Below are 24,476 nucleotides of genomic sequence, written 5' to 3'. Positions count from 1 at the left end.
AAGCTTGTATTTATCAAAGAAATTTACAAAAAGGATCGGATTATGATTGCAATCAATAATTATTCTATATTTGAAATAATTTGTTAAAAAATGGTTAACTGAAAAGTAGGTTTTTGTCGGAAAATGAAATATTTTTGTGGAAAAAATAATAGATTTAGTAAATTAGTAGGTGGGGAGAAGTAGGTCTTTAAGCCTACTTACCATTAAAAAACTCTAATAATAAATTTAGATATTATAGCGATGAGGTTAAACCCATTTAAACAAACATTTGTTTAGTACTTAAAAAAGAGTAGCCTAATGATAGGATCGGATTGTTATTGATTAATAGAAAAACAGTGTAAAAAAGAACTGAATGAACATTTCCTTTTTACACTGTTTCTATTTAACTTAAGTATGCATTTAGCATCCAAATATGTTTTGAAAGTTTCTTTCGAATAGCTAATAGAATATCATGCGTGACAGAATCAGATTCTTGGGTAGTGATTTCCATACCATTTTTAAGCTCTTCGATTAAATAGTTAAAATTGTGAACGATATCTTGTACCATTTCATGTGAAGTAGCTCGTTGGTTTGCTTCTTCTATTCCAGATGCATCTAAATATTCTCTCATTGTAGCGATAGGTTTTCCACCAATGATTAACACTCGTTCTGCTAGTACATCAATATGTAAAATTGCCTCATTATATAATTCTTCAAATTTAGCATGCAGAGTAAAAAAATCTGACCCTTTTACATACCAATGATAGTTATGTAGCTTTACAAATAGTACATTCCAGTCTGCTATTTGTTTATTTAGTACATCAACAGTCGTTTTTGAGATGGATGTATCCATTAAAATTCCTCCTCTAATTATGTAAAAGTGTATTTGAAAATCATGTAACACCATCATATACGAAGTGAAGAGTTAATAGTGTTGGTAATATTTGAAAATTAAGACAACAATTAGCAAAATTAGCGTTTTATAGTAAAACATAAAAAATAAACCATCCATTTTGAAATGGATGGTTTTATTACTTATTATTCTTTCTCGACAGAAATTGGAGGTTTAGGATCGATGTGAATCGCATCATTTACATTTAAAGATCCCTTTAAAATTAAGAAAAATGATCCAAGTCCACCTAGAAATACAATCATATAAATGAAAAAGATGAGGACATCGTAAATCAATTGATAAACCTCCCTTAAAAATTTATGTACTTATATATATGTTTTATAAAAACAGCTAATAACTATATTTCACAAAGTGTTCAAACTTTCTATGAATAAATTACTTTAATGAACTTTTAACCAATAGAAAAAACCATTTTCCATCGAATGAAGAATGGTTTTAAATTTAAGGTGTTTTCGTATTCTTTGTTTTTCTTAAATATGGAGATTTATAGATTTCCACTCCAGGATGCTCGCTTTTTAGCGGGGCGGGCGCTGAGCCTCCTCGGTGCATACGTTCCTGCGGGGTCTCACCTGTCCCGCAACTCCCACAGGAGTCGAGCACCCTTCCGCTCCAATCATTTTCTTTATTAACGGCTTAACTTAAACAAAGCTTTGATATAAACAACAATCTTTAGAAAACAGCCTAAATTTAAGTTAGAATAAAAAAACCCTACAAATGAGTAGGGTCAAATTAAGCTGCTTGATTCTTTTTGATATTAGCAAGCACTGGGGCTTTAGAGAGCAAAATAACAAGAACAATTGCACTAATAATAAATGATGGGACCATATACCCTGCGTTATAAGTTAGTGAATAAATTGGTACTGGTGTACCTTTTGGTGCATATGATCCGTAGAAAACGACACCGGCTATAAAGTGACAAATAAAACGAGCGAGTGAACCAATAAAAGTTCCGAATACGATAAATATGGTTGCACTTTTTTTATTGCCGTTTGAAAGGCTGTTTTTAACTTGTTTATACACAATTCCTGCTAATCCAAGACTAGTAAAAGCAGCTATATAATCAAAAAATATTTGGACTGGATGTACGAAATAAAATTTTGTAACCATTTGAAGAGCTGCAAGTAATAAGCCTGTTACTAAACCTTGTTTTAATCCCCATCGGAATGCAATTAAAAATACTGGAATCATTGCTAAAGATACAGACCCACCTTGTGGAGCTGTGAATAGAGGTAGAAAATCGAATACCATTGCTAGAGCTGCACACATTGCAATTTCTACCATCATTTGAACTTTTGAAGCCTTCATATATATAATTCCCCCTTTTCTGGTCGACAACAATTTGTATTGGATGAAACACATCTACACTATCGATAGTGAATGTGTTCACCTGAGGAGTCTGTCATTAGTATAAGTGTAAATAGGGAAAGTAATGGTTAAAAATAAAAAAAGTAACATTGGCAGCAAGATGATCCCATTGTTACTTTTTCATCGTGCCACATCCCTACGCTAGCATTAACTAACAGGTTCGAAGGGTTAGAATAGTAACTCTATTCACTCTCAGCCAACTGGCTCCCCTTGTGGATTCATCGTACATTTAGTTGTCATTACTAAATATAGTCAATGCGGGGGAGAAATACAATCAATTTATACTTCGTTTTAAAAATTATTTTAAATAAATATTGGCTCTTTTTTAAAGAATTTTTTCTTTTAGTTATTGTGGATTTTAGGACAGAAGTTGATTAGAACTAAAAGGATGCTCGACTCCTGTGGGAGATGCGGGAAGGCTGAGACTCAACCCAAGTAGAAAAAAAGTAGGCATGCTAATATCACGACGTCCTGTCGTAACGCATGCATGACCCACATCGTGTGGGCCCAGGAGGCACAGCTCACGCCCCACTAAAAAGCGAGCATTCTGAAGTGGAAATCCACTAACGCATACTTAATATAAAAACAATATATACGAAAACCGCCTAAATATTTTATAAATAAATTGTTAATTATAATTTTTATCTTACATTTTTGGCCATTATTTATTCACATTAGCTTGCTTTTCTTTTTAAAACATAACGTGTAGAATGAAAACGAAACAAACAGCTAATTTTTGGCAGAAGTTGTTAATAATTTGAAGGAGACATTAAAATGATTCAAGTATTATTTGTCTGTTTAGGAAACATTTGTCGCTCGCCAATGGCAGAGGCTGTTTTTCGTCATATTGTGACAGAAAAGGGTTTAGATAAACATTTTATTATTGATTCTGCAGGTACAGGAGATTGGCATATTGGACACCCTCCACATAAGGGAACAAAGGGTTTATTAGATGAAAAAGGCATAGTTTGTGATGGGATGAAGGCTCGAAAAGTGACAGAAAATGACTTTAAATATTTTAGTTATATTGTGGCTATGGATGCACAGAATAAAGAGGATTTAGTAAATTTAGCAAGAAATAATTGTATAGGAGAAATATCACTTCTTTCTGATTATGTACCTTCTTCGATGTGGAAGGAAGTACCTGATCCATATTATACCGGCAATTTTGAAGAAGTATATAACATCGTAGAAGAAGGCTGCATACATTTACTTCAACATATTTTAAAGCAACACCAATTAACAGTTTAGAGGAGGATGAAGAATGAAAAAACGTAACAAAGCTTTACGCAATATTCTAGTCGGAGTCGCAATTGGTGCAGGAGTAACTTTACTAAACAAAGAAAATCGTGAAAAAATCACACGTAAAGGTAAAAGTGTGACGGACAAATTGAATCAAATGAAGGAAGATCCTGAATTAGTAAAAGGTGCAGTTAGATCTCAATTAAGAGTTGTTCAAAACTCAGTTGAAAAATTAGAAAGTAATGTTCAACTAGTAAAAGATAAATGGATTGAAATTAAAGATTCTACAAAGAATAAATTTGAATCTGTAAAAGGCACGTCTATAGTAGCGGAAACAGCTGATTCAGTTGAAGAGAAAATTGAGGATTCAATTGATTTAGAAGAAGGTAAATCACAAATTTCTGCAACCTCACTAGAAGTAAATACAAGTGAAAAGTCAGAAACTGATGAGCAATTAGAAGCTTCATTAGAGGGAATTGAAGAATTAACAGATGAAAATGCAGATGATGTAGAAGAAAAAGTTGAATCAATTTTATTGGCAGGTACAACATCTAAAGAATAACAAATGAAGGTGTCAATTTGATTAACAAAAAGAGTTTTATCGTAGCATTTATTTGGGACTTAGTGAAAAAGTGTATGGCAGACAATATTGTGTCTCGTTCAGCAGAGCTAGCATATTACTTCATGCTATCTCTTTTTCCATTTCTACTTGTTTTAACACAGGTTATTATCTATTTACCAATATCGAGTGAGGAAATCCTTTCGTTCTTAAGCCAGTATGCACCACCGGATGCGATGGCTATTATTCGAAGTAATTTACAGTTAATAATAGGTCAGTCACATGGTGGTGTACTTTCTTTTGGATTAATAGCTACAATTTGGGCTTCATCTAATGGCATTAATGCGATTGTTCAGGCGTTAAATGATGCATATGATGTTGAAGATAAAAGAAATTACTTTGTAACGAGAGGAATATCGATATTACTTACTTTAATAATGGTTTTTGTAATTGTATTTGCACTTTTAATACCTGTTTTTGGCAAAGTTATAGCAGAAACTTCATTTGAATATTTAGGTATATCAGATGATTTTTTATCAACATGGAGTATTATTCGATGGTCATTAAGTTTTGTCATATTAATGTTAGTTTTCACTGTTCTTTATTCTATTGGACCTAGTAAGGTTGTCCATGTTAAAAAAGTATTTTGGGGTTCGTTATTTGCGACTTTCGGATGGATCATTTCTTCTCTAGGTTTCGCATATTACGTAGATAACTTTGGTAATTTCACTGGTCATTATGGCAGTTTAGGTGGAATTATTGTTTTAATGATCTGGTTTTATATTTCAGCTATCGTTGTTGTCATTGGTGGGGAACTTAATGCTTTCATTAAACAACGTACATTTAATAGAACAACTTAATTCATTATGAAAATTGATGGTTGTATCTTCCATGAGTACTCTTATTTGCTTGAGGTAAACTAAGATGGATTTCAATAAGGGAGGAATTATTAATGAGTAATAATAAAAAGAATCATAATGATAAGTCAAATAAGAAACAAAAAAGCAGTTCCCATCCAAAAGGTAAAACAAGCGGTTCAGCTAATGGACACAATGATTACCATTAAGTAAAAAAGAGCAAGGTACAAAGGGAAATTCCTTTCGTACTTTGCTCTTTTTTAGGATGCTGGAGTGGAAATTACCTCATTATAAAAATTAATCTCTAAGTAATCTCAATGAATTTAAGATAACCAATATAGTGCTTCCTTCATGACCAATTACACCATAAGGTAAGTCAATGATTTGTAGGAAATTAGAACAAATTAAGAATGCAATTACACTTAGTGAAAAGATAATATTCTGCTTAATAATTTTGTTCATGCGTTTAGATAAAGTTATGGCTTCTGAAATTTTAGTTAGGTCATTTTTCATTAATACAACGTCAGCAGTTTCAAGAGCGACACCAGTTCCGCCACCCATCGCTATACCAACATTTGCAGTTGCGAGAGCAGGAGCATCATTTATTCCATCTCCAACCATCGCTACTTGACCGTAGTTTTCTTTTAATTTTTTTACAATATTTACTTTTTCATGTGGTAAACATGAAGCGAAATATTCGTTTATTTTGCTTTCTGCGGCAATTGCTTTAGCTGTTTGTTCTGAGTCACCAGTTATCATAACCGTTTGTACACCTAATTTATTTAGAGTTTTTAGTGCACTTTTGGTTTCAGTTCGCACTAAATCTTTTAATGAGAAAATAGCAATAATTTTTTCATTTGATCCCACATAAACTATTGTTTTTCCTTCGTTTTCCCATTGTTCTTCAAATTGTGCTAATGGATTATATTTGGCAGTTACAAATTCTTTTTTACCTACTCGATATTCAATTCCATTAACGATAGCAGATACCCCAAACCCTGCATGGTCATCTATTTGCTCAAAAGAATTTGAGACCACAATACCCTGCTTTGTCGCAAACTCAACAATTGCTGACGCAAGCGGATGAGTAGAATATTTTTCAATTGATGCTACTAGTGTTAATAATTCTGTTTGGTTAAGTTCATCAATGATCTCAAACCCTGTAACTTCAGGTTTACCTATAGTTAATGTACCTGTTTTATCAAAAGCGATTGCTTTTAAAACTGCTAGGCGTTCTAAATGTATGCCACCTTTGACTAGAATTCCTGATTTAGCACCATTAGAAATAGCTGATAAGACAGCAGGTGTAATGGAAGCAACAAGTGCGCAAGGGGAAGCAACAACTAATAATATCATTGCGCGATAAAAAGTCGTTGTCCAAGACCAATCTAAAACAAAATGTGGTAAAAACATCATTATTAAAACAGTAATCAAGACACCTTTTACATAGACTCCTTCAAATTTTTCAATAAATTGTTGTGAAGGCGTTTTTTCACTTTGAGCTGTTTGCACAAGTTTAATTATTTTTTGAAATAGTGTTTCATCACTATGCTTAGTAATCTCTACCACTAAGGTTCCTTTAATATTGATTGTTCCGGCAAAGACTTCATCTTTAAAGTTTTTTACAACTGGAATTGACTCACCTGTTAAGGCAGACTCATCGATTAGCGTTTCTCCTTTAACGATTTGACCATCTGCTGGAATTCGTTCACCAGCTTTAATTAAAATATAATCGCCAATCTCTAAATTTTTAATACTAACAACCTCTTCTAGATCATCAATAATACGAATAGCTGTATGTGGTTGAATTGATAGAAGAGATGAAATTTCTTTATTGGTTTTATTTAGAGTGTAAGTTTCAAGAGCACCACTTAAAGCGAAAATGAAAATTAAGACAGCTCCTTCAGTCCAATATCCAATCGCTGCAGATCCTAATGCCGCTATAATCATTAGCATTTCAACGTTTAGTTCTTTTTCAGCAATCGTATCTTCTATTCCTTCTTTTGCTTTTGCAAAGCCTCCGATACAAAACGCTAAGACATATAATAAAATCACCAATATTGACTTATGATCATTCATTAATGAAGCGATTAATGTTAATGCGCCCGAAATTAAAGCTGCAATTAATTCACCATGTTTAGAAAGGAAGGTTGATGAACTTACATTTTCGGCTTCATATGTAGCTTGAATTGATGTAACTTTTGTACTTGCTTCCATAATAATACCCCTTTCGATTTTAGTAATTGAGAAAAATAATCAAATTCATTACCCTTATAAAACGACGAAAGCTGCCGTCCGAGGACAGCAGCGTACATTTATAAGTAAACTATTTTTTATTTAAATTCTAAGATGTGTAAGAAAAGTTAGCTTAATTAAAATAATTCTTAATAAATATATATTACCACATTCTGTCTAGTGTGATGAAATAATTTGCTTATTAATAAAAATAATTCTATATTCTATTCTATTTTATGAGAATTGTAGTAAGATTTACTTTGGCATGCTGGATTTTAAGCATTACAAAAATAAGAGAAAAGAGTAAAGAGCAAAGAGGAGGGGAAAAATGTCTGCTAAAAAATTTTTTACACATCCATTAGGGGTAATCGCTTCAGCAATTATTACTACATTCTTATGGGGGAGTGCATTCCCTTTTATTAAACTTAGCTATGAACATTTAAATATTGAGAAAACGGAAATTTGGAAGCAGATGATATTTGCGGGTTATCGATTTTTCTTAGCCTCGATTTTAATATTAATCTTTTTTACGCTAATCGGTCGTAAGTTAGCATTTCAGCGAAATACATTTACAACTGTTGGTAAAGTAGGTTTGTTTCAAACATTTTCACAGTATGTACTTTTTTATATTGGTTTAAGCTATTCTACAGGTGTTCAAGGTTCAATTATCGCTGGTACAACATCCTTTTTTCAATTATTGGCTGCTCATTTTATGTATAAAAATGACCGATTATCAATTCGTAAAATGGTTGGAGTGTCAGTTGGATTTGCGGGTGTCATTATCGTTAATATGACAAAAGGAACTTTATCCCTACACTTAGGCATTGGTGAAATTTTATTGTTAATTGCAATGGCATTTGGTGGTTATGGGAATGTGTTAGCGAAAGAAGCAGCAAAGAAAGTTGATGTAGCTTACTTAACTGCCTATCAAATGCTAATTGGTTCATTTGGGCTACTTATTATTGGTGGATTCACAGCGGGATTTATGCCATTCCATTTTGACTTAAAAACATTTGGCATGTTAGTCTATTTATCACTTTTATCAGCTGTTGGATTCATATTATGGAATAATGTAATGAAATATAATCAAGTCGGAAAAGTATCTATGTACTTATTTTTAGTTCCTGTATTTGGAGTTATGTTATCTTCTTTCATGCTTAATGAAGCTTTATCGTATTTAGTCTTTATTGGATTAATCATGGTTACTTCGGGAATTATTATCGTGAATTATCAAAAAGATCAGCGGAATAATCAAATGAAGAGCGCATCATAATATTAATTAAATATCTGATTGAATAAAAGCAACTCTACCTTTTCATAATAAGGTAGAGTTGCTTTTTGTTTTTTTAACATAATGTTTATGTGTGAATGATTACGAATTTTAATTAGCAAAAGATCTTAATCATTGAAAAACTAAAAGAAAGGAGAAAGAACATTTGGCGAAGCTTGATAAAAAAATAAATGAAGAAATAAAAACGATTGTTGATGATGCAGCGAATTTTAAAACGTCTCGAAAAAAGAATCTTCGAAATAGCGGTAGCTTCATAATGTTTGTTGGTCCAGCCTTTCTTATATTTGCAGCTTTAGTTCTTATCCCATTCTTTATGGGTATTTATTATTCATTTACTAATTGGAATGGTGTAATGGGTAACATCCAATACGTTGGTTTTGATAATTATAAATATATCTTTACGCAAGATAAGGATTTTTTGAAGTCATTTGTCATTACAACAAAATACACGATATTCGCTGTTATTTTAACAAATTTAATCGGATTTGGATTGGCTCTTTTAGTAACTAAAGGACTAAAATCAAGAAACATTTTAAGAACTATATTCTTTTTACCTAATTTAATTGGCGGATTATTATTGGGATTCATTTGGCAATTTATTTTCAATAAAGGTTTAACTTCCTTGGGTGCAGTTTTAGGGCTAGATTCACTTATGCAGTCATTATTGGGAACTGCAAACGGAGCGTTTTGGGCAATCGTTATTGTGGCCATATGGCAAGGTGCTGGTTACATAATGATTATTTATGTAGCTGCTTTACAAGGAGTACCTCAAGAACTAATTGAAGCGGCTCAAGTTGATGGAGCAGATCGATTTACAACCTTACGAAAAATAATCATACCAATGGTTGCACCAGCAGTAACGGTTTGTTTATTTTTAACAATTTCATGGTCATTTAAAGTGTTTGATCAAAATTTATCGCTAACAGGCGGAGGTCCATTTAAATCCACAGAAATGCTTGCATTAAATATCTATACTGAAGCATTTGTAAACAATCGGTATGGATTAGGTGAAGCAAAAGCAATTGTGTTTTTCGTTGTAGTTGCAGCAATTTCTATTCTACAAGTTTATATTACTAAAAAGAGGGAGGTCGAAGCATAAATGGAGCGAGAACGATATACGGGTTTAACGCTTTTATTAGAGATATTTGGGATTATATTAGCTTTAATCTTTTTAATCCCTTTCTATTATGTATTAGGTAATTCATTTAAATCTTTTGCTGATATTTTACAAAATACATCTTCTCCTCCAAAGTCGTTTGATTTTACGAATTATTCTCAAGCTATTGTTGTAATGGATTTTTGGAAAGCTTTATTAAATTCATTAATTGTAACTGTCGCAAGTAATTTATTTCTCGTACTCTTTTGTTCGATGGCAGCTTACAAACTAGTTCGGACAAAGCATAAAATCGCAACATTTATATTTTTTATTTTTGTAGCGACAATGGTTATCCCTTTTCAATCAATTATGATTCCACTTGTGCGTGTTGGTAGTACTTTGCAGTTAATGAATAGTCATTTCGGATTAGTCGTCATGTATGTGGCGTTTGGTTCTGCGCTTTCAATCTTTTTATATCATGGATTCATTAAAGGGATTCCAATTGAACTGGAAGAAGCAGCCATCATTGATGGATGTTCACCTTTTATGGTTTTTTGGAAAGTTGTTTTTCCGCTATTAAAACCAATAACCGTCACAGTCGTTATTTTAAATACATTATGGATATGGAACGATTTCTTATTACCTTCACTTGTATTAAGAGATGTTGAGTTACGTACAATTCCACTTGCTACTTTCTATTTCTTTGGAGCATATACAAAACAATGGAATTTAGCCCTTGCTGGCCTTGTACTAGGTATAATGCCACTACTAATATTTTTCTTTGCCGCACAGAAACAAATTATTAGAGGGATTACAAGTGGATCAATTAAATAGGAATGTCCTTGAGATATTGCTTGACCAAAGAAAAGAGAAAATCGATAAATTATTAATGATTAAGGAGACTAAGAAATGAAGAAAAAACTTTTTAAATCGTTAGCAGTTTTATCTACGACAATGCTGTTATTTACAGGTTGTAATAATAAAAGCAACAATAATGGCGGAGGAGCTGGAAAGAAAACTACATTGAATATTTTCCAGTTTAAAGCAGAGATTGCAAAAGACCTGGAAGCTTTGGCGAAAGAATATGAAAAAGAAAATAAAAATGTAACAGTTAAAGTTCAAACTGTCGGTGGTGGATCAGATTATGGCGCAGCACTTAAAGCACAATTTGCATCAGGAAACGAGCCAGATATATACAACAATGGTGGATTCCAAGAAGCAATTACTTGGAAGGACAAGCTAGAAGATTTATCTGATCAAGACTGGGTAAAAGATTTGTATCCAGGTACTGAAAAACCGATGACTGTAGATGGTAAACTATTAGGTATGCCAATGAATACAGAGGGTTATGGATTTATTTATAATAAAGAATTATTTGATAAAGCAGGAATTACAGAGTTACCTAAAACGCTTAGTGAACTGACAGCAACGGTAAAAAAACTTAAAGGTGCAGGAATTACGGCATTTTCAGTTGGCTATGCTGAGTGGTGGATATTAGGAATTCATTTATTAAATATTCCATTTGCTCAACAACCAGATCCAGATAAATTTATTGCAGACTTAAATGCAGGTAAAGTAAAAATTCCTGATAACGATAAGTTTAAAGAGTTTCTTAAGTTATTTGATTTAACAATTGAATATGGAAATAAAAATCCATTAACTACAGATTATAATACGCAAGTTACAAATTTTGCATCTGGTAAAACAGCAATGATTCAACAAGGTAACTGGATTCAAGGTATGATTGATGGAATTACTCCAAATATGAAATTAGGTGTTTTACCAATACCTATAAATGACGATAAGGAAGCAATGGACCGTTTACCAGTAGGTGTACCGAATAACTGGGTCGTTAATAAAAACTCTAAAAATAAAGAAGAAGCTAAAAAGTTTTTAAATTGGATGGTTTCTTCGGACACGGGTAAAAAATATATTGTTGAAAAGTTTAAATTCATTCCAGCAGTCAAAACAATTGAAGGTAAAGGTCTAGGACCAATCGCTGATGATATTCAAAAATATGCTACTGAGAATAAAGTATTATCTTGGAACTGGTTCAAGTATCCTGATGGTGGAGTAAATGAGTTTGGTGCAGCAATGCAAGCTTATGTTGGCGGAGAAAAGAACGGAAAACAATTACTTCAATCAATACAAGATTCATGGGATAAACTGAAGAAAAAATAAAATGTTATAAAACATAAAGGCTAGCTTTAAAATGATCGGTCAAATGATTATTTGGAGTTAGCTTTTTTATCTAAAATTATCTAAACTTTCAATTTTTTTAAATAATTAATTAGAGGAGCGTTAAAAATAGATAATGTTAATTTAAAGTTAGGAATAAACTAACAATGTGTTTCTATTTTCAACAAGGGAGGGATCAGCAGTGGAATGGTATTTAAAAGCACTTAAGAATTATGTAGGATTCAGTGGTAGAGCAAGGCGTCAAGAATATTGGATGTTTTTCCTTTTTAATTTTATTATTACAATCGTACTTTCAATTTTGGAGAGCTTCTTGGGTCTGAATGGGGTATTAACAATAATTTATGGGTTATTTACTTTACTACCATCATTAGCGGTAGGAGTACGTAGACTACACGATTCAGGAAAGACTGGTTGGTGGATATTAATTGGACTTATTCCTTTTATTGGTACAATTATACTTATTATCTTTTTCTGTTTAGATAGTGAAGAATATGATAATCAGTACGGACCAAATCCGAAAAGAACTGGTTTAGATTATTAATAAATTGATTTGAAAGAGTAATCTTTAAAACTGCCTATGAAATGGGCGGTTTTTTTATTTGTTTGATTTCGAACTAAAGATAATGCTCTTTGCTAAAAATTTGTTTTCGTAAACTTTGTAGCTATTTAATCGGAAAGTAGTTGGTTTCCACTCGAGGATGCTCGTTTTCCGTGGGGCTGGCGCTGAGCCTCCTCGGCGCATTCGCTCCAATCAACTTCAATATTTGGGATGTGCTTATAAATAATCTCTTACCTTCCTAATCCTAAAATTCATAACACTTATATATCTCATCCTCAGCCTATAGATTCTTTTTTTTTGTACTTTCTTTTAAATCTAGTCAATATATTCCACCCTACTGTTCAAATGATTCCGTTTTCACATTTTCATCTGTAATTTAAGATAAAAGTGGAGGTGATTTAATGCTAGAAACGAATAAGGTTTCCAGTGTATCAAAGATTAAAAGTAATAATAAGACAAAAATAACGCAAAATAAAAAATTAAAAAAATCACTTAGCTTCTTATCTTTTGTTGGTCCCGTTTATTTAGTGTTTGCTGCAATCGTGTTAGTTCCATTTATTATGGGAATCTATTATTCATTTACTGATTGGAATGGAATTACGGGTCATATAAAAATGGTTGGTTTAGAGAATTATAAGTATATTTTTAAGGAGGACTTAGCTTTTATACAGTCCTTTAAATTAACAGTAAAATACACACTATACGCTGTTATTTTAACGAATATAGTAGGCTTTGGATTGGCTTTATTAGTTACGCAAGCATTAAAGACACGTAATATTTTGCGAACGATTTTTTTTATGCCTAATCTAATTGGTGGCTTATTATTAGGCTTCATTTGGCAATTTATATTTAACCAAGGCTTAATTTCACTTGGAAGTATATTAAAGATAAAACTTTTAGAGACTGCTATGCTCGGTACTGCGAATGGAGCATTTTGGGCCATCATCATTGTAGCTGTATGGCAAGGTGCGGGCTATATTATGGTTATTTACGTAGCAGCATTGCAAGGTGTACCAAGTGATTTAATTGAGGCGGCTAAAGTAGATGGTGCAAGTAGATTCCAAGTTTTAAGGAAGATTACGATACCAATGGTAGCACCTGCAATTACAGTTTGTTTATTTTTAACGATTTCATGGTCATTCAAAATTTTTGATACGAATCTATCATTAACAGGTGGCGGACCTTTTGGATCCACTGAAATGCTAGCATACAATATTTATAAAGAAGCCTTTACTAATAATAATTTTGGTATAGGAGAAGCAAAAGCGATTATATTTTTCGTAGTCGTAGCTGTTATTACAATGGTTCAAGTGTATTTATCTAAGAAAAGGGAGGTTGAAATGTGATGAAGAAGGAAAAATATACATTCAATTTATTTTCATTAGAAATTCTCGCAATCTTAATCGCATTAGTTTTCCTTGTCCCTTTCTATTATGTATTGGTTAATTCGTTTAAATCGTTCTCGGATATCCTTTCAAATACGTCTGCTTTGCCAAAATCACTTGATATTTCAAATTATAAAGAAGCATGGAAAATCATGCATTTCGGAAAATCCTTACTTAATTCGATTATTATAACAATTGCAAGTAATGTTGTGATCGTCATTTTTTGTTCAATGGCCGCTTATAAACTCGTTAGAACAAAAAGTAAGATTTCAGGTTTATTATTTTTTATTTTAGTAGCTGCTATGGTTATTCCGTTTCAATCAATCATGATCCCATTGATGAAAGTAGGAGATAAGTTACATTTGCTAGATAGTCGTCATGGATTAGTGGTGATGTATCTAGGGTTTGGGTCAGCGTTATCAATCTTTTTATATCATGGGTTTATTAAAAGTATTCCGATTGAGTTAGAAGAGGCTGCGATTATCGATGGGTGTTCGCCGTTTATGGTTTTCTGGAGGGTAATTTTCCCGTTATTAAAACCTATAACGGTAACAATCGTCATTTTAAATACTTTATGGATATGGAATGACTTTCTATTACCATCTCTAATATTAGGTGAAGATCAACGAACCATCCCATTAGCTACCTTCTATTTCTTTGGAGCATATATGAAGCAATGGCATCTAGCATTGGCTGGTCTAATTTTAGGGGTTACTCCTCTACTGATCTTTTTCTTTGCTGCACAAAAACATATTATTAAAGGAATTACGAGTGGTTCGATTAAGTAAAACTAGTAAAGGGGAAAATCTTATCAATTTTTTCCACCCATTAGGTCAATTTTACCTATCTATCTTAGAAACTATTAGTATGTATAATGAAAACGTATTCATATTCTGTCTTTAAAAGAAACAGGGGGTATTAAGGTGAAGATTAAAGCGATCAAAACTCTAGCAGCATTATCAGCGTCATTTGTACTTTTAACTTCAGTAGGTGCGAATGGAGCATTTGCAAAAAGTACAACGAATGCAACAAGTGGTAAAAAAGTTACGTTAAATGTTTTCCAATTTAAAGCAGAAATTGCAAAAGACTTTGAAGCAATGGCAAAAGATTACCATAAGGCTTATCCAAACGTAACAGTAAAAGTAACGACTGTTGGTGGTGGAGCGGATTATGGAGCTGCACTTAAAGCTGAGTTTGCTAAAGGAAAAGGTCCAGATATTTTCAATAATGGAGGATTCCAAGAAGCAGTTACATGGAAAGATAAGTTAGAAGACTTATCAAAAGAACCATGGGTAAAAAATCTTTATAAAGGTACTGAAAAACCAATGACAATGAATGGCAAACTTTATGGTATGCCAATGAATACTGAGGGTTATGGTTTTATCTACAATAAAGATTTATTCAAAAAAGCTGGGATTACAACTTTACCAACAACAATTTCAGAATTAGAATCAGCAAGTAAAAAACTTAAAGCAAAAGGCATCACTGCATTTTCAATTGGCTATGCAGAATGGTGGATACTAGGAATTCATTTACTTAATATTCCTTTTGCACAACAATCAAATCCTGACCAATTCATTAAAGATGTAAATTCAGGTAAAGTAAAAATTTCTGATAATAAGAAGTTTAAAGAGTGGGTTAAGTTACTAGATTTAACAGTAAAATATGGTAATAAAAATCCATTAACAACTGATTATAATAAGCAAGTTACTCAATTTGCTAAAGGTCAAACGGCTATGATGCAACAAGGTAACTGGACTCAAACAACAATTGATGGCATTAAGAAAAATATGAAAATTGGTGTGTTACCAATGCCAATTAACAATGACAAAAAAGCGATGGATAGATTACCAGTAGGTGTTCCAAATAACTGGGTTGTTAACAAAAATTCTTCAAATAAAACAGAAGCTAAAAAATTCTTAAACTGGATGGTAACTTCAAAAACAGGACAAAAGTATATCGTAGAGAAATTTAAGTTTATCCCTGCATTAAAAACAATTAAAGGTACAAACTTAGGACCGATTGCAGACGATATTCAAAAGTACTCTGCTGCAGGTAAAACATTAACTTGGAACTGGTTCAAATTCCCAGATGGCGCAACGAATGATTTTGGTGCTTCAATTCAAAAGTATGTTGCTGGACAATCTAGTTCAACACAAATGTTAAAAGAATTTGATGCTACTTGGAAAAGTAAATATAAAAAGTAATCAAAAAAAAGAAAGCTGATGAGTAGAATCATTAGCTTTCTTTTTTTCTAATTATTTATAATTTTTAGTTTATAATTTAATATAGATGATAAGGTGGTGAAATATTGAAAAGAGGCATTCGATTTAAATTAATTATTTTCTTGTTAGCAGCCACGATCATCCCATTTGGGATTTCAATTATATCTATTTACATTTATACAAAAAATTCGGTAGTTAGTCGATTTGTGAAAAATAATCATGATTTGATTAAGAAAAGTGGAAGTGATTTAAAGAATTATTTTGATGAAATTAATAATATTCCATTATCTATTTACACTAATAGACCGTATCTTGAAGTGTTAGAAAATGGTGCGACTGAGTTTATTGACAAGAATCAATTTGAAATTAATAGGAATTTACTAAACTTGTACTTTAACCGAAGAGAAATCGAACAAATGCATCTTTACATCGAGCGTGGAAAAGATGATTATTCTGTTTACAATGCCAAGGTGAGCGGTAGAGGAAAGCTGTTGAACTTCAATGATTTTCCTGTTTATAAGACTCTAATGAAAGATAAGAAGTTTGTTGAAATTGAATCGACTCATTCGATTAGAAGCTATAATGATCTATCGGATTTTCGAGTTAAACCTGCTAAACAGGTCATATCATTCCATTATCGCTTAATGAATGTTACGACTGACCAATTACTCGGTTTTCTCTCAATTGATGTTAGATTAGACCGTATAAAAGAAATTTTCGATCGAATATATGATAAAGATCGTGAGCAATTATATGTTCTTGATGAGAATGGTAAAGTATTTTATTCATCAAATGAAACACTTATTGGAAAGAAGTTATCTAACTCATGGTACTCACATTTAAATGGGATGAAAGAAGAAAAAGGACAATATGATTTTGAAGGGAAAAACAAACATTTTAAAGGAGTCTATGTTTCAGACCAGGTAAAAGGTAGAGGCACAACATGGACAATTATAAAAAGTATTCCAAACACAAATCTTTATCAGGATGCTAATAAAATTTTAATCATAAATATTACAATTGGTGCACTATCAGTTCTATTTGTTATATTCTTAACGATTCTCGTTTCGGTTAAATTTACAAATCCGATCCACACTCTTATTCGAAATATGAAGAAAATTGAAGAAGGAGAATTAGCAGTTTCTTTTGACACTCTTGGTGATGATGAATTCGGGCAGTTAGGCCAGCATTTTACTTCTATGGTTGAAAAAATCAATGACTTATATATAAAAGAATATAAACTTCAAATAGAAAATAAAACGAATCAACTTAAAGTATTACAATCTCAAATCAACCCACATTTTTTATATAATTCGCTACAGTCTATTGGTACATTGTCATTAAAGAATGATGGTAGGAAGGTCTATAAGCTTTTAACATCCCTCTCTAAAATTATGAGATATAGTATGAGAAACAATGATGATATTGTAACCGTGCTAGACGAGATTAATCATATAAAAGATTATTTATCACTTCAAAATGAACGATACGATGGAAAGTTTACATTCACACTAAGTGTAGATGAGCATTTGTATACAAACCTGATGCCTAAAATGATATTACAACCAATCGTTGAGAATTATTTTAAGCATGGTTTTGAAACAATGCAGAAATTCGGAAAACTAGAAATTGATATTTTCCAATATGATCAGCAATCTATTTGTATCAAATTAATCGATAATGGTGCAGGTGTTTCTCAACAAAAGTTAGAGGGTATTAGAGATTCTTTAAGTAAAGTTGATAAGAACAAAAAAGAGAGCATTGGGCTTAAAAATATATATGATCGGATTCATTTATATTACGGTGAAGATAGCAAGTTTCAAATTGAGAGTAAACAACATGAGAATTTCATAGTCACAATATATTTACCATTAAATATAGATAGAGGACTGATGGGAAATGAAAGTGTTAATTATTGATGATGAAAGGCACGTGAGAGAAGGGATAAAATTATTAGCAAATTGGGAAATGGCAAATACAACAGAGATATTTGAAGCAGAAAACGGACAGATTGCTAAAGATATCATTTTAAAAGAGCGCCCACAAGTTATTTTTACTGATATGATGATGCCAGAAGTAGATGGAAGAGAATTATTGAAATGGATAAAGTCAGAGAAGCTAACGAGTAAAATAATAGTAATTACTGGATATGAAGATTATCAATTTATGAGAGAAGCAATACAAAACGGTGCATCAGATTATCTATTAAAGCCGATTGATCCAGATTCACTAAATGATACATTTATTAAAGCGGTGAAAGAGTGGAGAAAAGAAGAAGATGATAGGATTGAGTCCCATAAGTATTTACAAAAATTATATGAAATTTTACCAATTTATAGAGATCAACAATTAAGTAATGCGATAAATGGAAATTCCTATGATCAAAATTTGCTCCTGAAACTTGAATCGTCAGCAGCGAACAAAGTAGTTGTTTCTATTATTAAGATGAGAAATATCGATGCCTTCGCTGGAATATGGCCTGAGGATCTTTGTTATTTTGCTAGTTTAAATGTTGTGAATGAAATCCTTCAAGAATTAAATGCGGGTATAGCTTTTAGAAATATTCATGCTAAACAAGAAATTTGTCTCATCTATTGGGGAACTAACCCTGAATATGTCTTAAACAATATTGCGGAAATTCTCGCAAAAGTAGTACCTTTTCCGTTCCATATTTCAAAAAGTAAACATTATACCATTGAGCAGTTAAGAGAAGCATATAATGAAGCAAATAGTATCTTATTTGAGTACAATTTATTAGAAACATTAGGAACCCCAATTATAAACAAAGAGTACATAGAGGAATACTCATCAATAAACTTTGTAGAATTAATAAAAATATTAGATCAAATGATGGAAAAACATGATATTTCCATCTTTGATGAAGTCGTAAATCGTATCATCTATCAAATTAAAGAGAGAAATTATTTTTCATACTCACAATTAGAAACTTGGGATCAAGAATACAATTCATTAGTTACGAGATGGATGAAATTGAAATCACTACAGAGTTTTCTTAAATTAGATATTGATACATTTTGGAATATTAAGGGTCAGTTTGAACTGAAAGTATATTTCTCAGCTCAAAGAGAGAAAATTAGTGCGCTTTTTCTTCAACTGGGACAACCGAATAGAGAATTAAATACAATAGAAGAGATTGCTTATTATATCCAAAAAAACTATTCGGAAGAAATTTCACTACAAGAGTTTTCTGAAAAGTTTTATTTGAGTAGAGAATATATTTCCCGTAAGTTTAAGCAAATATATGGTGAAAATTTATCTGATTATCTTGTTCGAACGAGAATTAATAGAGCTAAAGAATTATTGAAATTTCCTAATTTAAAAATTTATGAAATTGCCGGAGAGATTGGATATCAAGATGATAAATATTTCAGGAAGATCTTTAAGAAAATGGTCGGAATGACTCCGAATGAGTTTAGAAAAGATTATGAAATCAATCAAAAACAAATTCACCTTTAATGAATAGTAGCTAAAGCTTATCTGATTTTTGCAGGATTTATTAGTAGTGTTGTGAAATATTTAATAAAGATGGCTCTTCTCGAGAAGATTTTTCCCTATTTTAGAATAACCTTAGTTGATTTCCGCTGCAGGATGCTCGCTTTCCGTGGGCGGGCGCTGAAGCCTCCTTGGGCCCACAGGATGTGGGTCATGCATGCGTTACGACAGGACGTCGTGGTATTAGCATGCCTGCCTTTTTGACTATTGCGGGGTCTCACCTGTCCCGCTACTCCCACAGGAGTCGAGCACCTTCCGCTCCAATCAACTTCTTCATCAAAGGAATGATTTAAAAAAAGAAGCTTTTAGTAAATAAGAATAACCTTAGTTGATTTAAAAAAGCAGTCTTTTAGTAAAAATCGCTTAAATAAAAGAATAAAACCATAATAACTAACCTATTAATTCGAATTCGGAGGTCCAAATAGATGGAACAAACCGTGGAAAGAGTGTTTACAAAAGAAATTTTACAAAATGCAGCTGCTCAATTTGGTTTGAGTGTAGATGAAAAGCCTGTAGGGGAATTTGAAAACTACTTATTTAAAGGGAAAACTGAAGATGGAGTACAACGAATTTTGAGATTAACACATTCGTCTCATCGCTCAAAAAATGCGATTGAAGGGGAACTCAAATTTTTAAAATATGCTCGAGAAAATGGAGCGAATGCAGCGGGATCACTTTTTTCATTAAACGGTAATTTAGTTGAGGAACATGTAGCTAGTGATGGAACAAGCTTTTTTGCATCAATGTTTGAATGGGCAGATGGTCAATTAGTTGATCGTTCGAATCCTAATGTTTGGAACGATCATTTAATGTTTACATGGGGAAAAACAATCGGAAAGCTTCATGCGCTAACAGTTGATTATCCAAATACAGATTCAAGAGAACAGTGGGATGAAGATGCGTATTTAGTTGAAATGCTGAACCACGAAGAAATAGGTCCATATACTAAAAAGCTATTAGAGGAAATTGGCGAATACGAAAGAAATTCAAAATCATATGGCTTAATTCACAGTGATTTACATCTACATAATTTCTTTGTAAATGATGAAGGTGAAATTACAGCATTCGATTTCGATGACTTACAGTATAATTACTTTATTTCAGATATCGCAATTGTCCTTTACTATACAGCCTGGGGAAGTAAAGAATCATTTGAAGAGAAGTCTGCGTTTGCAAAAAAACAACTTTCTATTTTTAGAAAAGGTTACGAAACAGAATATATATTAGATGAAGAATGGTATAGTAGAATTCCAGCGTTTTTAAAATGTAGAGATCATACTTTATATTATGTATTAACAATGAAATTTGAAGGAAAAGAGAAAACACCAAGAGTCATTGAACTTTGTGAGCAATTAAAAGAGCGTATTATGAACGATAAAACAATCATTGACCTAAGTTAATAAAAAGTCCCATAGCGACTATCGCTATGGGACTTTTTGTATATTTTCAATTTGCAGGGGAAGCAAATTTAGAAATGATGTTAAAGTTTTCTTCCGCTTTTCGAATTGTCTAGTTCCAGCGCCTAGCCCCTCGAGGTCATAGGCCAAAGCCCAAAAAGGTGAAATGCAACCTTTACCGTTCTTTGTCTTATGCTTGTGGGCCCACAGGAAGTGGGTCATGCATGTGTTACGACAGGACGTCGTGGTTTTAACATGCCATCCTTTGTGACCAAGGCGCTTCCACTTTTCGAATTGTCTAGTTCCAGCGCCTAGCCCCTCGAGGTCATAAGCCAAAGCCCAATAAAGGTGAAATGCAACCTTTACCGTTCTTTGTCTTTTGCTTGTGGGCCCACAGGAAGTGGGTCATGCATGTGTTACGACAGGACGTCGTGGTTTTAACATGCCATCCTTTGTGATCAAGGCGCATCCACTTTTCGAATTGTCTAGTTCCAGCGCCTAGCCCCTCGAGGTCATAAGCCAAAGCCCAATAAAGGTGAAATGCAACCTTTACTGTTCTTTGTCTTATGCTTGTCGGGGCTGACCAAGGCGCTTCCACTTTTCGATTAGTATCTATTTTGGAATTTGTTACGGATCCAGACAGCGATTCCGTTCATTATGATTAGCATGACAAGCAATACGATAATACCTGCTGCTGCAACGAATTGGAAAGCTTCTTGTGGACGTGATGTCCAGTTGAAGATTTGAATTGGCATTACAGTGAATCCAGAGAATAAATCAGTAGGTACGAATGCTACATATGAAAGTGCGCCTATTACAAGTAAAGGAGCTGTTTCTCCGATTGCACGAGAGAAAGCTAAAATGCTTCCAGTTAAAATCCCTGGTAATGCACTAGGGAAGACGATACGATAAATTGTTTTCCATTTTGTGCTTCCTAACGCATAAGAAGCTTCACGCAGTTGGTTTGGCACTGATCGAATTGCCTCTTGAGATGCAACGACGATTACAGGAAGGATAACAAGTGACATTGTTAATCCACCAGCTAAAATACTGCGGTCAAGATTGAATAATCGAACAAATACTGTTAAACCTAGTAATCCGAAAACGATAGATGGGACACCAGCTAAATTTGAAATGTTTAATTGGATAAAGCGTGTTAAAAAGTTTTTCTTTGCATATTCCTCTAAGTAAATTGCTGTTCCAACACCTAGTATTAAGGAAACTGGAATTACGACAGCCATTAACCACATTGTACCGTATAGGGCAGCTTTTATTCCGGCTCTCTCAGGAATACGAGATGCGAAATTAGTGAAAAAGTCTGCAGATATAAATGAAAATCCTTGCGTTCCAACTCGATAAAGTAAGACCGCTAATACAAATAATCCGAAGATTGTTGATAAAAAGAATAGTTGTGAGCTAAGTTTATTTTTAGTTAATCGTTTACCAATTTTAGCAGAAACTTTATTATGATCTATGAAATTCATTATTATACCTCCTCTTTAAAACGCTTCGAAATAAAGTGTGCAATGATATTCATTACTAGTGTGAAGATAAATAACGTAGTACCGACTGCATAAATACTATAGTAACCAATTGATCCATAGCCTACATCACCTTGGCTGACTTGAGCTATAAAAGCTGTCATTGTTTGAACGGCTTGGGTCGGGTCAAATGAAAATATTGGATTTGCACCGCCAGCAACTGAAACGATCATCGTTTCACCGATTGCACGTGATATTCCAAGTACAAATGACGCGATTACTCCTGACGTAGCAGCAGGTAAGACAACCTTAAGTGATACTTCTAGTTTAGTTGAACCTAAACCATATGCACCTTCACGTAATGAATTTGGTACTGAGCTCATTGCATCTTCCGATAAAGAGGTAATCATCGGTATAATCATAATTCCAATAACTAGACCTGGACTTAGTGCATTATAAATCCCTAATGTAGGAATAATTGTCTTCAATAGTGGTGTAACAAAAGTTAAAGCAAAGAAACCATATACAATTGTAGGAACACCAGCTAAAATTTCAAGAATTGGTTTAATTGTACGTCGTGTTTTATCAGTTGCATATTCACTTAAATAAATCGCTGACGTTAAACCAATTGGAACAGCTACTACTGTCGCAATAATTGAAGTCAATAAAGTTCCTGATATAAGTGGTAAAATACCGTATTCAGGTTTTGATAGAGTAGGATGCCATTGTTTACTTGTAAAAAACTCTTTAATTGAGACCTTGTCAAAGAAGTGGATCGTTTCACTGAATAATGTAAATACAATACCGAATGTAGTGAAAATAGCTACGAGAGCACAAACCAAAAATATTTTTGGCATTAATTTTTCTAAAATCATATCTGTAGAATTTTTTTTCTTCTTATTCGCTGCAATAATTTGACGTACAGGTGAAGCTTTTTTTGTTTCTAGCATTTCAAAAACCCCCTATTTTCATGAATGAAAGAGGTAAGGCTTCATCCGGGTCCTTACCTCTCTTTATTTTTCAATTTAATTCTTTTTATTTTTTAGAAGCTTCTTCTAATTTTTTAAGGTTTTCTTCATATTTCGCATCTTGTAAAGGTACATAACCAACTTCTTCAGCTAAAGTAGGAACATTTTCGTTAGCAAATTTCAAGTAGTCCATAACTTCGGCACGTTTAAGTGATTTTGTGTTTACATAAGTGAAAATTTCACGAGAAAGTGGTGCATAAGTTCCGTCTTTAATTGTTTCTTCTGTTGGAATAACTGCTTTACCAGATTCTGGGTTCACGATAGGTACGATTTTTAATTTATCTTTGTTTTCTTCATAGTAAGCATGACCAAAGTATCCAATAGCGTTTTTCTCACCAGCTACACCAGTTACTAGTACGTTATCATCTTCAGACATTTGAGCATCTTTACGCTCACCAGCCTTTTCTAGGATTGCTTCGTTAAAGTAATCGTAAGTTCCTGAAGCCGTACCTGGGCTGAAGAATTTAATTTCTTCTTTTGGCCAAGCTGGGTTAATATCGTTCCATGTTTTTACTTTGCTATCAACTGACCACATTTTATTTAATTGTTCAACTGTTAATTGATCTACGAAATCATTATCTTTACTTACAACTACTGATAATCCGTCATAAGCTAACTCTAATTGGATATAATCAATTTTATTTTGTTTAGCAATTGCATCTTCTTCATCTTTAATTGGACGAGATGCATTACTTAAGTCTGTTTCACCTTTAGTGAATTTTTCAAATCCTCCACCTGTACCACTGATACCTACAGAAGCGTGTACATCAGGTTGAGAAGAAGTATACTCTTCAGATACTGCTTCCATAATAGGAGCAACTGTTGATGAACCATCGATTAGGATATCTCCAGTTAATTTTTTATCTGAATTGCTTCCTGAAGTTTTGTCTGTATTTCCACAAGCTGCTAAAGATAAGACTGCTGCAGCTGATAAAACTAATAAAGGTTTTTTGATAAATTTCATTTTAAGTTTTCCCCCTAAAAATGGTTGTTTGTATTTCTTACATTTCCTACTTTAAAGGAGAAAAGTTAACTAGCTTTTAACTGAACGTAAAGAATTTGTAAATGTATAGTGAAAGTACCCCTTTTTTATAAATTTCAAATTAAAATGACCGTATAAATAGAAAATAGTAGAAACCAATTTACGAATAG

The 24,476-nt window shown here is 32.8% G+C and carries 21 protein-coding genes and 1 riboswitch; of the genes, 14 read left to right on the top strand and 7 right to left on the bottom strand.

Annotation, left to right across the window (positions count from 1 at the left end; translation table 11 throughout):
• Nucleotides 1-382: 382 nt before the first annotated feature.
• The 3 genes from B7R65_RS10850 to thiT form a co-directional block, all read right to left on the bottom strand.
• Nucleotides 383-820 carry a Dps family protein gene (locus tag B7R65_RS10850; RefSeq protein ID WP_256941277.1) on the bottom strand — a complete coding sequence of 146 codons (438 nt, stop codon included), beginning with the start codon at nt 818-820 and terminating at the stop codon, nt 383-385.
• Nucleotides 821-1,017: 197 nt separating this feature from the next.
• Nucleotides 1,018-1,167 carry a hypothetical protein gene (locus B7R65_RS21305; protein ID WP_179194837.1) on the bottom strand — a complete coding sequence of 50 codons (150 nt, stop codon included), beginning with the start codon at nt 1,165-1,167 and terminating at the stop codon, nt 1,018-1,020.
• A gap of 454 nt (nt 1,168-1,621) precedes the next feature.
• Nucleotides 1,622-2,197, bottom strand: coding sequence for an energy-coupled thiamine transporter ThiT (gene thiT, locus B7R65_RS10845; RefSeq protein WP_088042802.1), 576 nt, complete (start codon nt 2,195-2,197; stop codon nt 1,622-1,624).
• A 176-nt stretch (nt 2,198-2,373) separates the two neighbouring features.
• Nucleotides 2,374-2,478: riboswitch (TPP riboswitch) on the bottom strand.
• Nucleotides 2,479-3,031: 553 nt separating this feature from the next.
• Here thiT and B7R65_RS10840 point away from each other — a divergent pair.
• The 3 genes from B7R65_RS10840 to B7R65_RS10830 are packed head-to-tail and all read left to right on the top strand — an operon-like array spanning nt 3,032 to nt 4,918.
• A complete protein-coding gene (locus B7R65_RS10840) occupies nt 3,032-3,508 on the top strand; it encodes a low molecular weight protein-tyrosine-phosphatase (RefSeq protein ID WP_088042801.1) in 477 nt (158 codons plus the stop codon).
• Between the two features lie 13 nt (nt 3,509-3,521).
• Entirely contained in the window at nt 3,522-4,061 is a 540-nt protein-coding gene (locus B7R65_RS10835; RefSeq protein ID WP_088042800.1) for a YtxH domain-containing protein, read from the top strand.
• Nucleotides 4,062-4,078: 17 nt separating this feature from the next.
• Complete coding sequence (locus tag B7R65_RS10830) at nt 4,079-4,918, top strand: YihY/virulence factor BrkB family protein (RefSeq protein ID WP_088042799.1); 840 nt, start codon at nt 4,079-4,081, stop codon at nt 4,916-4,918.
• 294 nt (nt 4,919-5,212) lie between these two features.
• Here B7R65_RS10830 and B7R65_RS10825 read toward each other — a convergent pair whose 3' ends face one another.
• Entirely contained in the window at nt 5,213-7,132 is a 1,920-nt protein-coding gene (locus B7R65_RS10825) for a heavy metal translocating P-type ATPase (RefSeq protein ID WP_088042798.1), read from the bottom strand.
• 346 nt (nt 7,133-7,478) lie between these two features.
• Between B7R65_RS10825 and B7R65_RS10820 the strand changes: the two genes are divergently transcribed.
• From B7R65_RS10820 to B7R65_RS10770, 11 genes are all read left to right on the top strand, one after another.
• Nucleotides 7,479-8,423: a DMT family transporter gene (locus B7R65_RS10820; protein ID WP_088042797.1), complete on the top strand. Its 945-nt coding sequence runs from the start codon at nt 7,479-7,481 to the stop codon at nt 8,421-8,423.
• Between the two features lie 274 nt (nt 8,424-8,697).
• Entirely contained in the window at nt 8,698-9,540 is an 843-nt protein-coding gene (locus B7R65_RS10815; protein WP_088042863.1) for a carbohydrate ABC transporter permease, read from the top strand.
• On the top strand, nt 9,541-10,371 hold the full coding sequence (locus tag B7R65_RS10810) for a carbohydrate ABC transporter permease (RefSeq protein ID WP_088042796.1): 831 nt from the start codon (nt 9,541-9,543) through the stop codon (nt 10,369-10,371).
• Nucleotides 10,372-10,446: 75 nt separating this feature from the next.
• Nucleotides 10,447-11,718 carry an ABC transporter substrate-binding protein gene (locus tag B7R65_RS10805; protein WP_088042795.1) on the top strand — a complete coding sequence of 424 codons (1,272 nt, stop codon included), beginning with the start codon at nt 10,447-10,449 and terminating at the stop codon, nt 11,716-11,718.
• Nucleotides 11,719-11,917: 199 nt separating this feature from the next.
• Complete coding sequence (locus B7R65_RS10800) at nt 11,918-12,277, top strand: DUF805 domain-containing protein (RefSeq protein WP_088042794.1); 360 nt, start codon at nt 11,918-11,920, stop codon at nt 12,275-12,277.
• A 419-nt stretch (nt 12,278-12,696) separates the two neighbouring features.
• A complete protein-coding gene (locus B7R65_RS10795) occupies nt 12,697-13,641 on the top strand; it encodes a carbohydrate ABC transporter permease (RefSeq protein ID WP_088042793.1) in 945 nt (314 codons plus the stop codon).
• Complete coding sequence (locus B7R65_RS10790; protein ID WP_088042792.1) at nt 13,641-14,468, top strand: carbohydrate ABC transporter permease; 828 nt, start codon at nt 13,641-13,643, stop codon at nt 14,466-14,468. The genes B7R65_RS10795 and B7R65_RS10790 overlap by 1 nt, the downstream gene beginning before the upstream one ends.
• Before the next feature lie 135 nt (nt 14,469-14,603).
• Complete coding sequence (locus tag B7R65_RS10785; RefSeq protein ID WP_088042791.1) at nt 14,604-15,887, top strand: ABC transporter substrate-binding protein; 1,284 nt, start codon at nt 14,604-14,606, stop codon at nt 15,885-15,887.
• A 104-nt stretch (nt 15,888-15,991) separates the two neighbouring features.
• Nucleotides 15,992-17,824, top strand: coding sequence for a sensor histidine kinase (locus B7R65_RS10780; RefSeq protein ID WP_088042790.1), 1,833 nt, complete (start codon nt 15,992-15,994; stop codon nt 17,822-17,824).
• Nucleotides 17,805-19,382, top strand: a complete 1,578-nt coding sequence (locus B7R65_RS10775) for a response regulator transcription factor (protein WP_088042789.1) — start codon at nt 17,805-17,807, stop codon at nt 19,380-19,382. The genes B7R65_RS10780 and B7R65_RS10775 overlap by 20 nt, the downstream gene beginning before the upstream one ends.
• A 461-nt stretch (nt 19,383-19,843) precedes the next feature.
• Nucleotides 19,844-20,818, top strand: coding sequence for a phosphotransferase enzyme family protein (locus B7R65_RS10770; RefSeq protein WP_088042788.1), 975 nt, complete (start codon nt 19,844-19,846; stop codon nt 20,816-20,818).
• A 602-nt stretch (nt 20,819-21,420) separates the two neighbouring features.
• Here the strand turns inward: B7R65_RS10770 and pstA are convergent.
• The 3 genes from pstA to B7R65_RS10750 form a co-directional block, all read right to left on the bottom strand.
• Complete coding sequence (gene pstA / locus B7R65_RS10760; protein ID WP_088042786.1) at nt 21,421-22,299, bottom strand: phosphate ABC transporter permease PstA; 879 nt, start codon at nt 22,297-22,299, stop codon at nt 21,421-21,423.
• Between the two features lie 2 nt (nt 22,300-22,301).
• Nucleotides 22,302-23,246: a phosphate ABC transporter permease subunit PstC gene (pstC, locus tag B7R65_RS10755; RefSeq protein WP_088042785.1), complete on the bottom strand. Its 945-nt coding sequence runs from the start codon at nt 23,244-23,246 to the stop codon at nt 22,302-22,304.
• A gap of 85 nt (nt 23,247-23,331) precedes the next feature.
• Nucleotides 23,332-24,288 (bottom strand): PstS family phosphate ABC transporter substrate-binding protein, encoded by a 957-nt coding sequence (locus tag B7R65_RS10750; RefSeq protein WP_088042784.1) that lies wholly within the window; start codon nt 24,286-24,288, stop codon nt 23,332-23,334.
• Between the last annotated feature and the right edge of the window lie 188 nt (nt 24,289-24,476).

This window comes from Bacillus sp. EAC (assembly GCF_002156875.1).
In the GTDB taxonomy this organism is placed as follows: Bacteria; Bacillota; Bacilli; order Bacillales; family Bacillaceae_G; genus Gottfriedia.
The sequence above is the reverse complement of the archived record's forward strand: the minus strand, read 5'-3'. Positions and strand labels throughout refer to the sequence as shown.

Bases quoted from the DNA above. Each gene is read 5' to 3' on its own strand.
- B7R65_RS10795 (WP_088042793.1), top strand. From the start codon at position 12,697: ATGCTAGAAACGAATAAGGTTTCCAGTGTATCAAAGATTAAAAGTAAT.
- pstA (WP_088042786.1), bottom strand. From the start codon at position 22,299: ATGAATTTCATAGATCATAATAAAGTTTCTGCTAAAATTGGTAAACGA.
- B7R65_RS10825 (WP_088042798.1), bottom strand. From the start codon at position 7,132: ATGGAAGCAAGTACAAAAGTTACATCAATTCAAGCTACATATGAAGCC.
- B7R65_RS10775 (WP_088042789.1), top strand. From the start codon at position 17,805: ATGAAAGTGTTAATTATTGATGATGAAAGGCACGTGAGAGAAGGGATA.
- B7R65_RS10815 (WP_088042863.1), top strand. From the start codon at position 8,698: ATGTTTGTTGGTCCAGCCTTTCTTATATTTGCAGCTTTAGTTCTTATC.
- B7R65_RS10835 (WP_088042800.1), top strand. From the start codon at position 3,522: ATGAAAAAACGTAACAAAGCTTTACGCAATATTCTAGTCGGAGTCGCA.
- B7R65_RS10790 (WP_088042792.1), top strand. From the start codon at position 13,641: ATGAAGAAGGAAAAATATACATTCAATTTATTTTCATTAGAAATTCTC.
- B7R65_RS10805 (WP_088042795.1), top strand. From the start codon at position 10,447: ATGAAGAAAAAACTTTTTAAATCGTTAGCAGTTTTATCTACGACAATG.
- pstC (WP_088042785.1), bottom strand. From the start codon at position 23,246: ATGCTAGAAACAAAAAAAGCTTCACCTGTACGTCAAATTATTGCAGCG.
- B7R65_RS10750 (WP_088042784.1), bottom strand. From the start codon at position 24,288: ATGAAATTTATCAAAAAACCTTTATTAGTTTTATCAGCTGCAGCAGTC.
- B7R65_RS10840 (WP_088042801.1), top strand. From the start codon at position 3,032: ATGATTCAAGTATTATTTGTCTGTTTAGGAAACATTTGTCGCTCGCCA.
- B7R65_RS10820 (WP_088042797.1), top strand. From the start codon at position 7,479: ATGTCTGCTAAAAAATTTTTTACACATCCATTAGGGGTAATCGCTTCA.
- B7R65_RS10810 (WP_088042796.1), top strand. From the start codon at position 9,541: ATGGAGCGAGAACGATATACGGGTTTAACGCTTTTATTAGAGATATTT.
- thiT (WP_088042802.1), bottom strand. From the start codon at position 2,197: ATGAAGGCTTCAAAAGTTCAAATGATGGTAGAAATTGCAATGTGTGCA.
- B7R65_RS10770 (WP_088042788.1), top strand. From the start codon at position 19,844: ATGGAACAAACCGTGGAAAGAGTGTTTACAAAAGAAATTTTACAAAAT.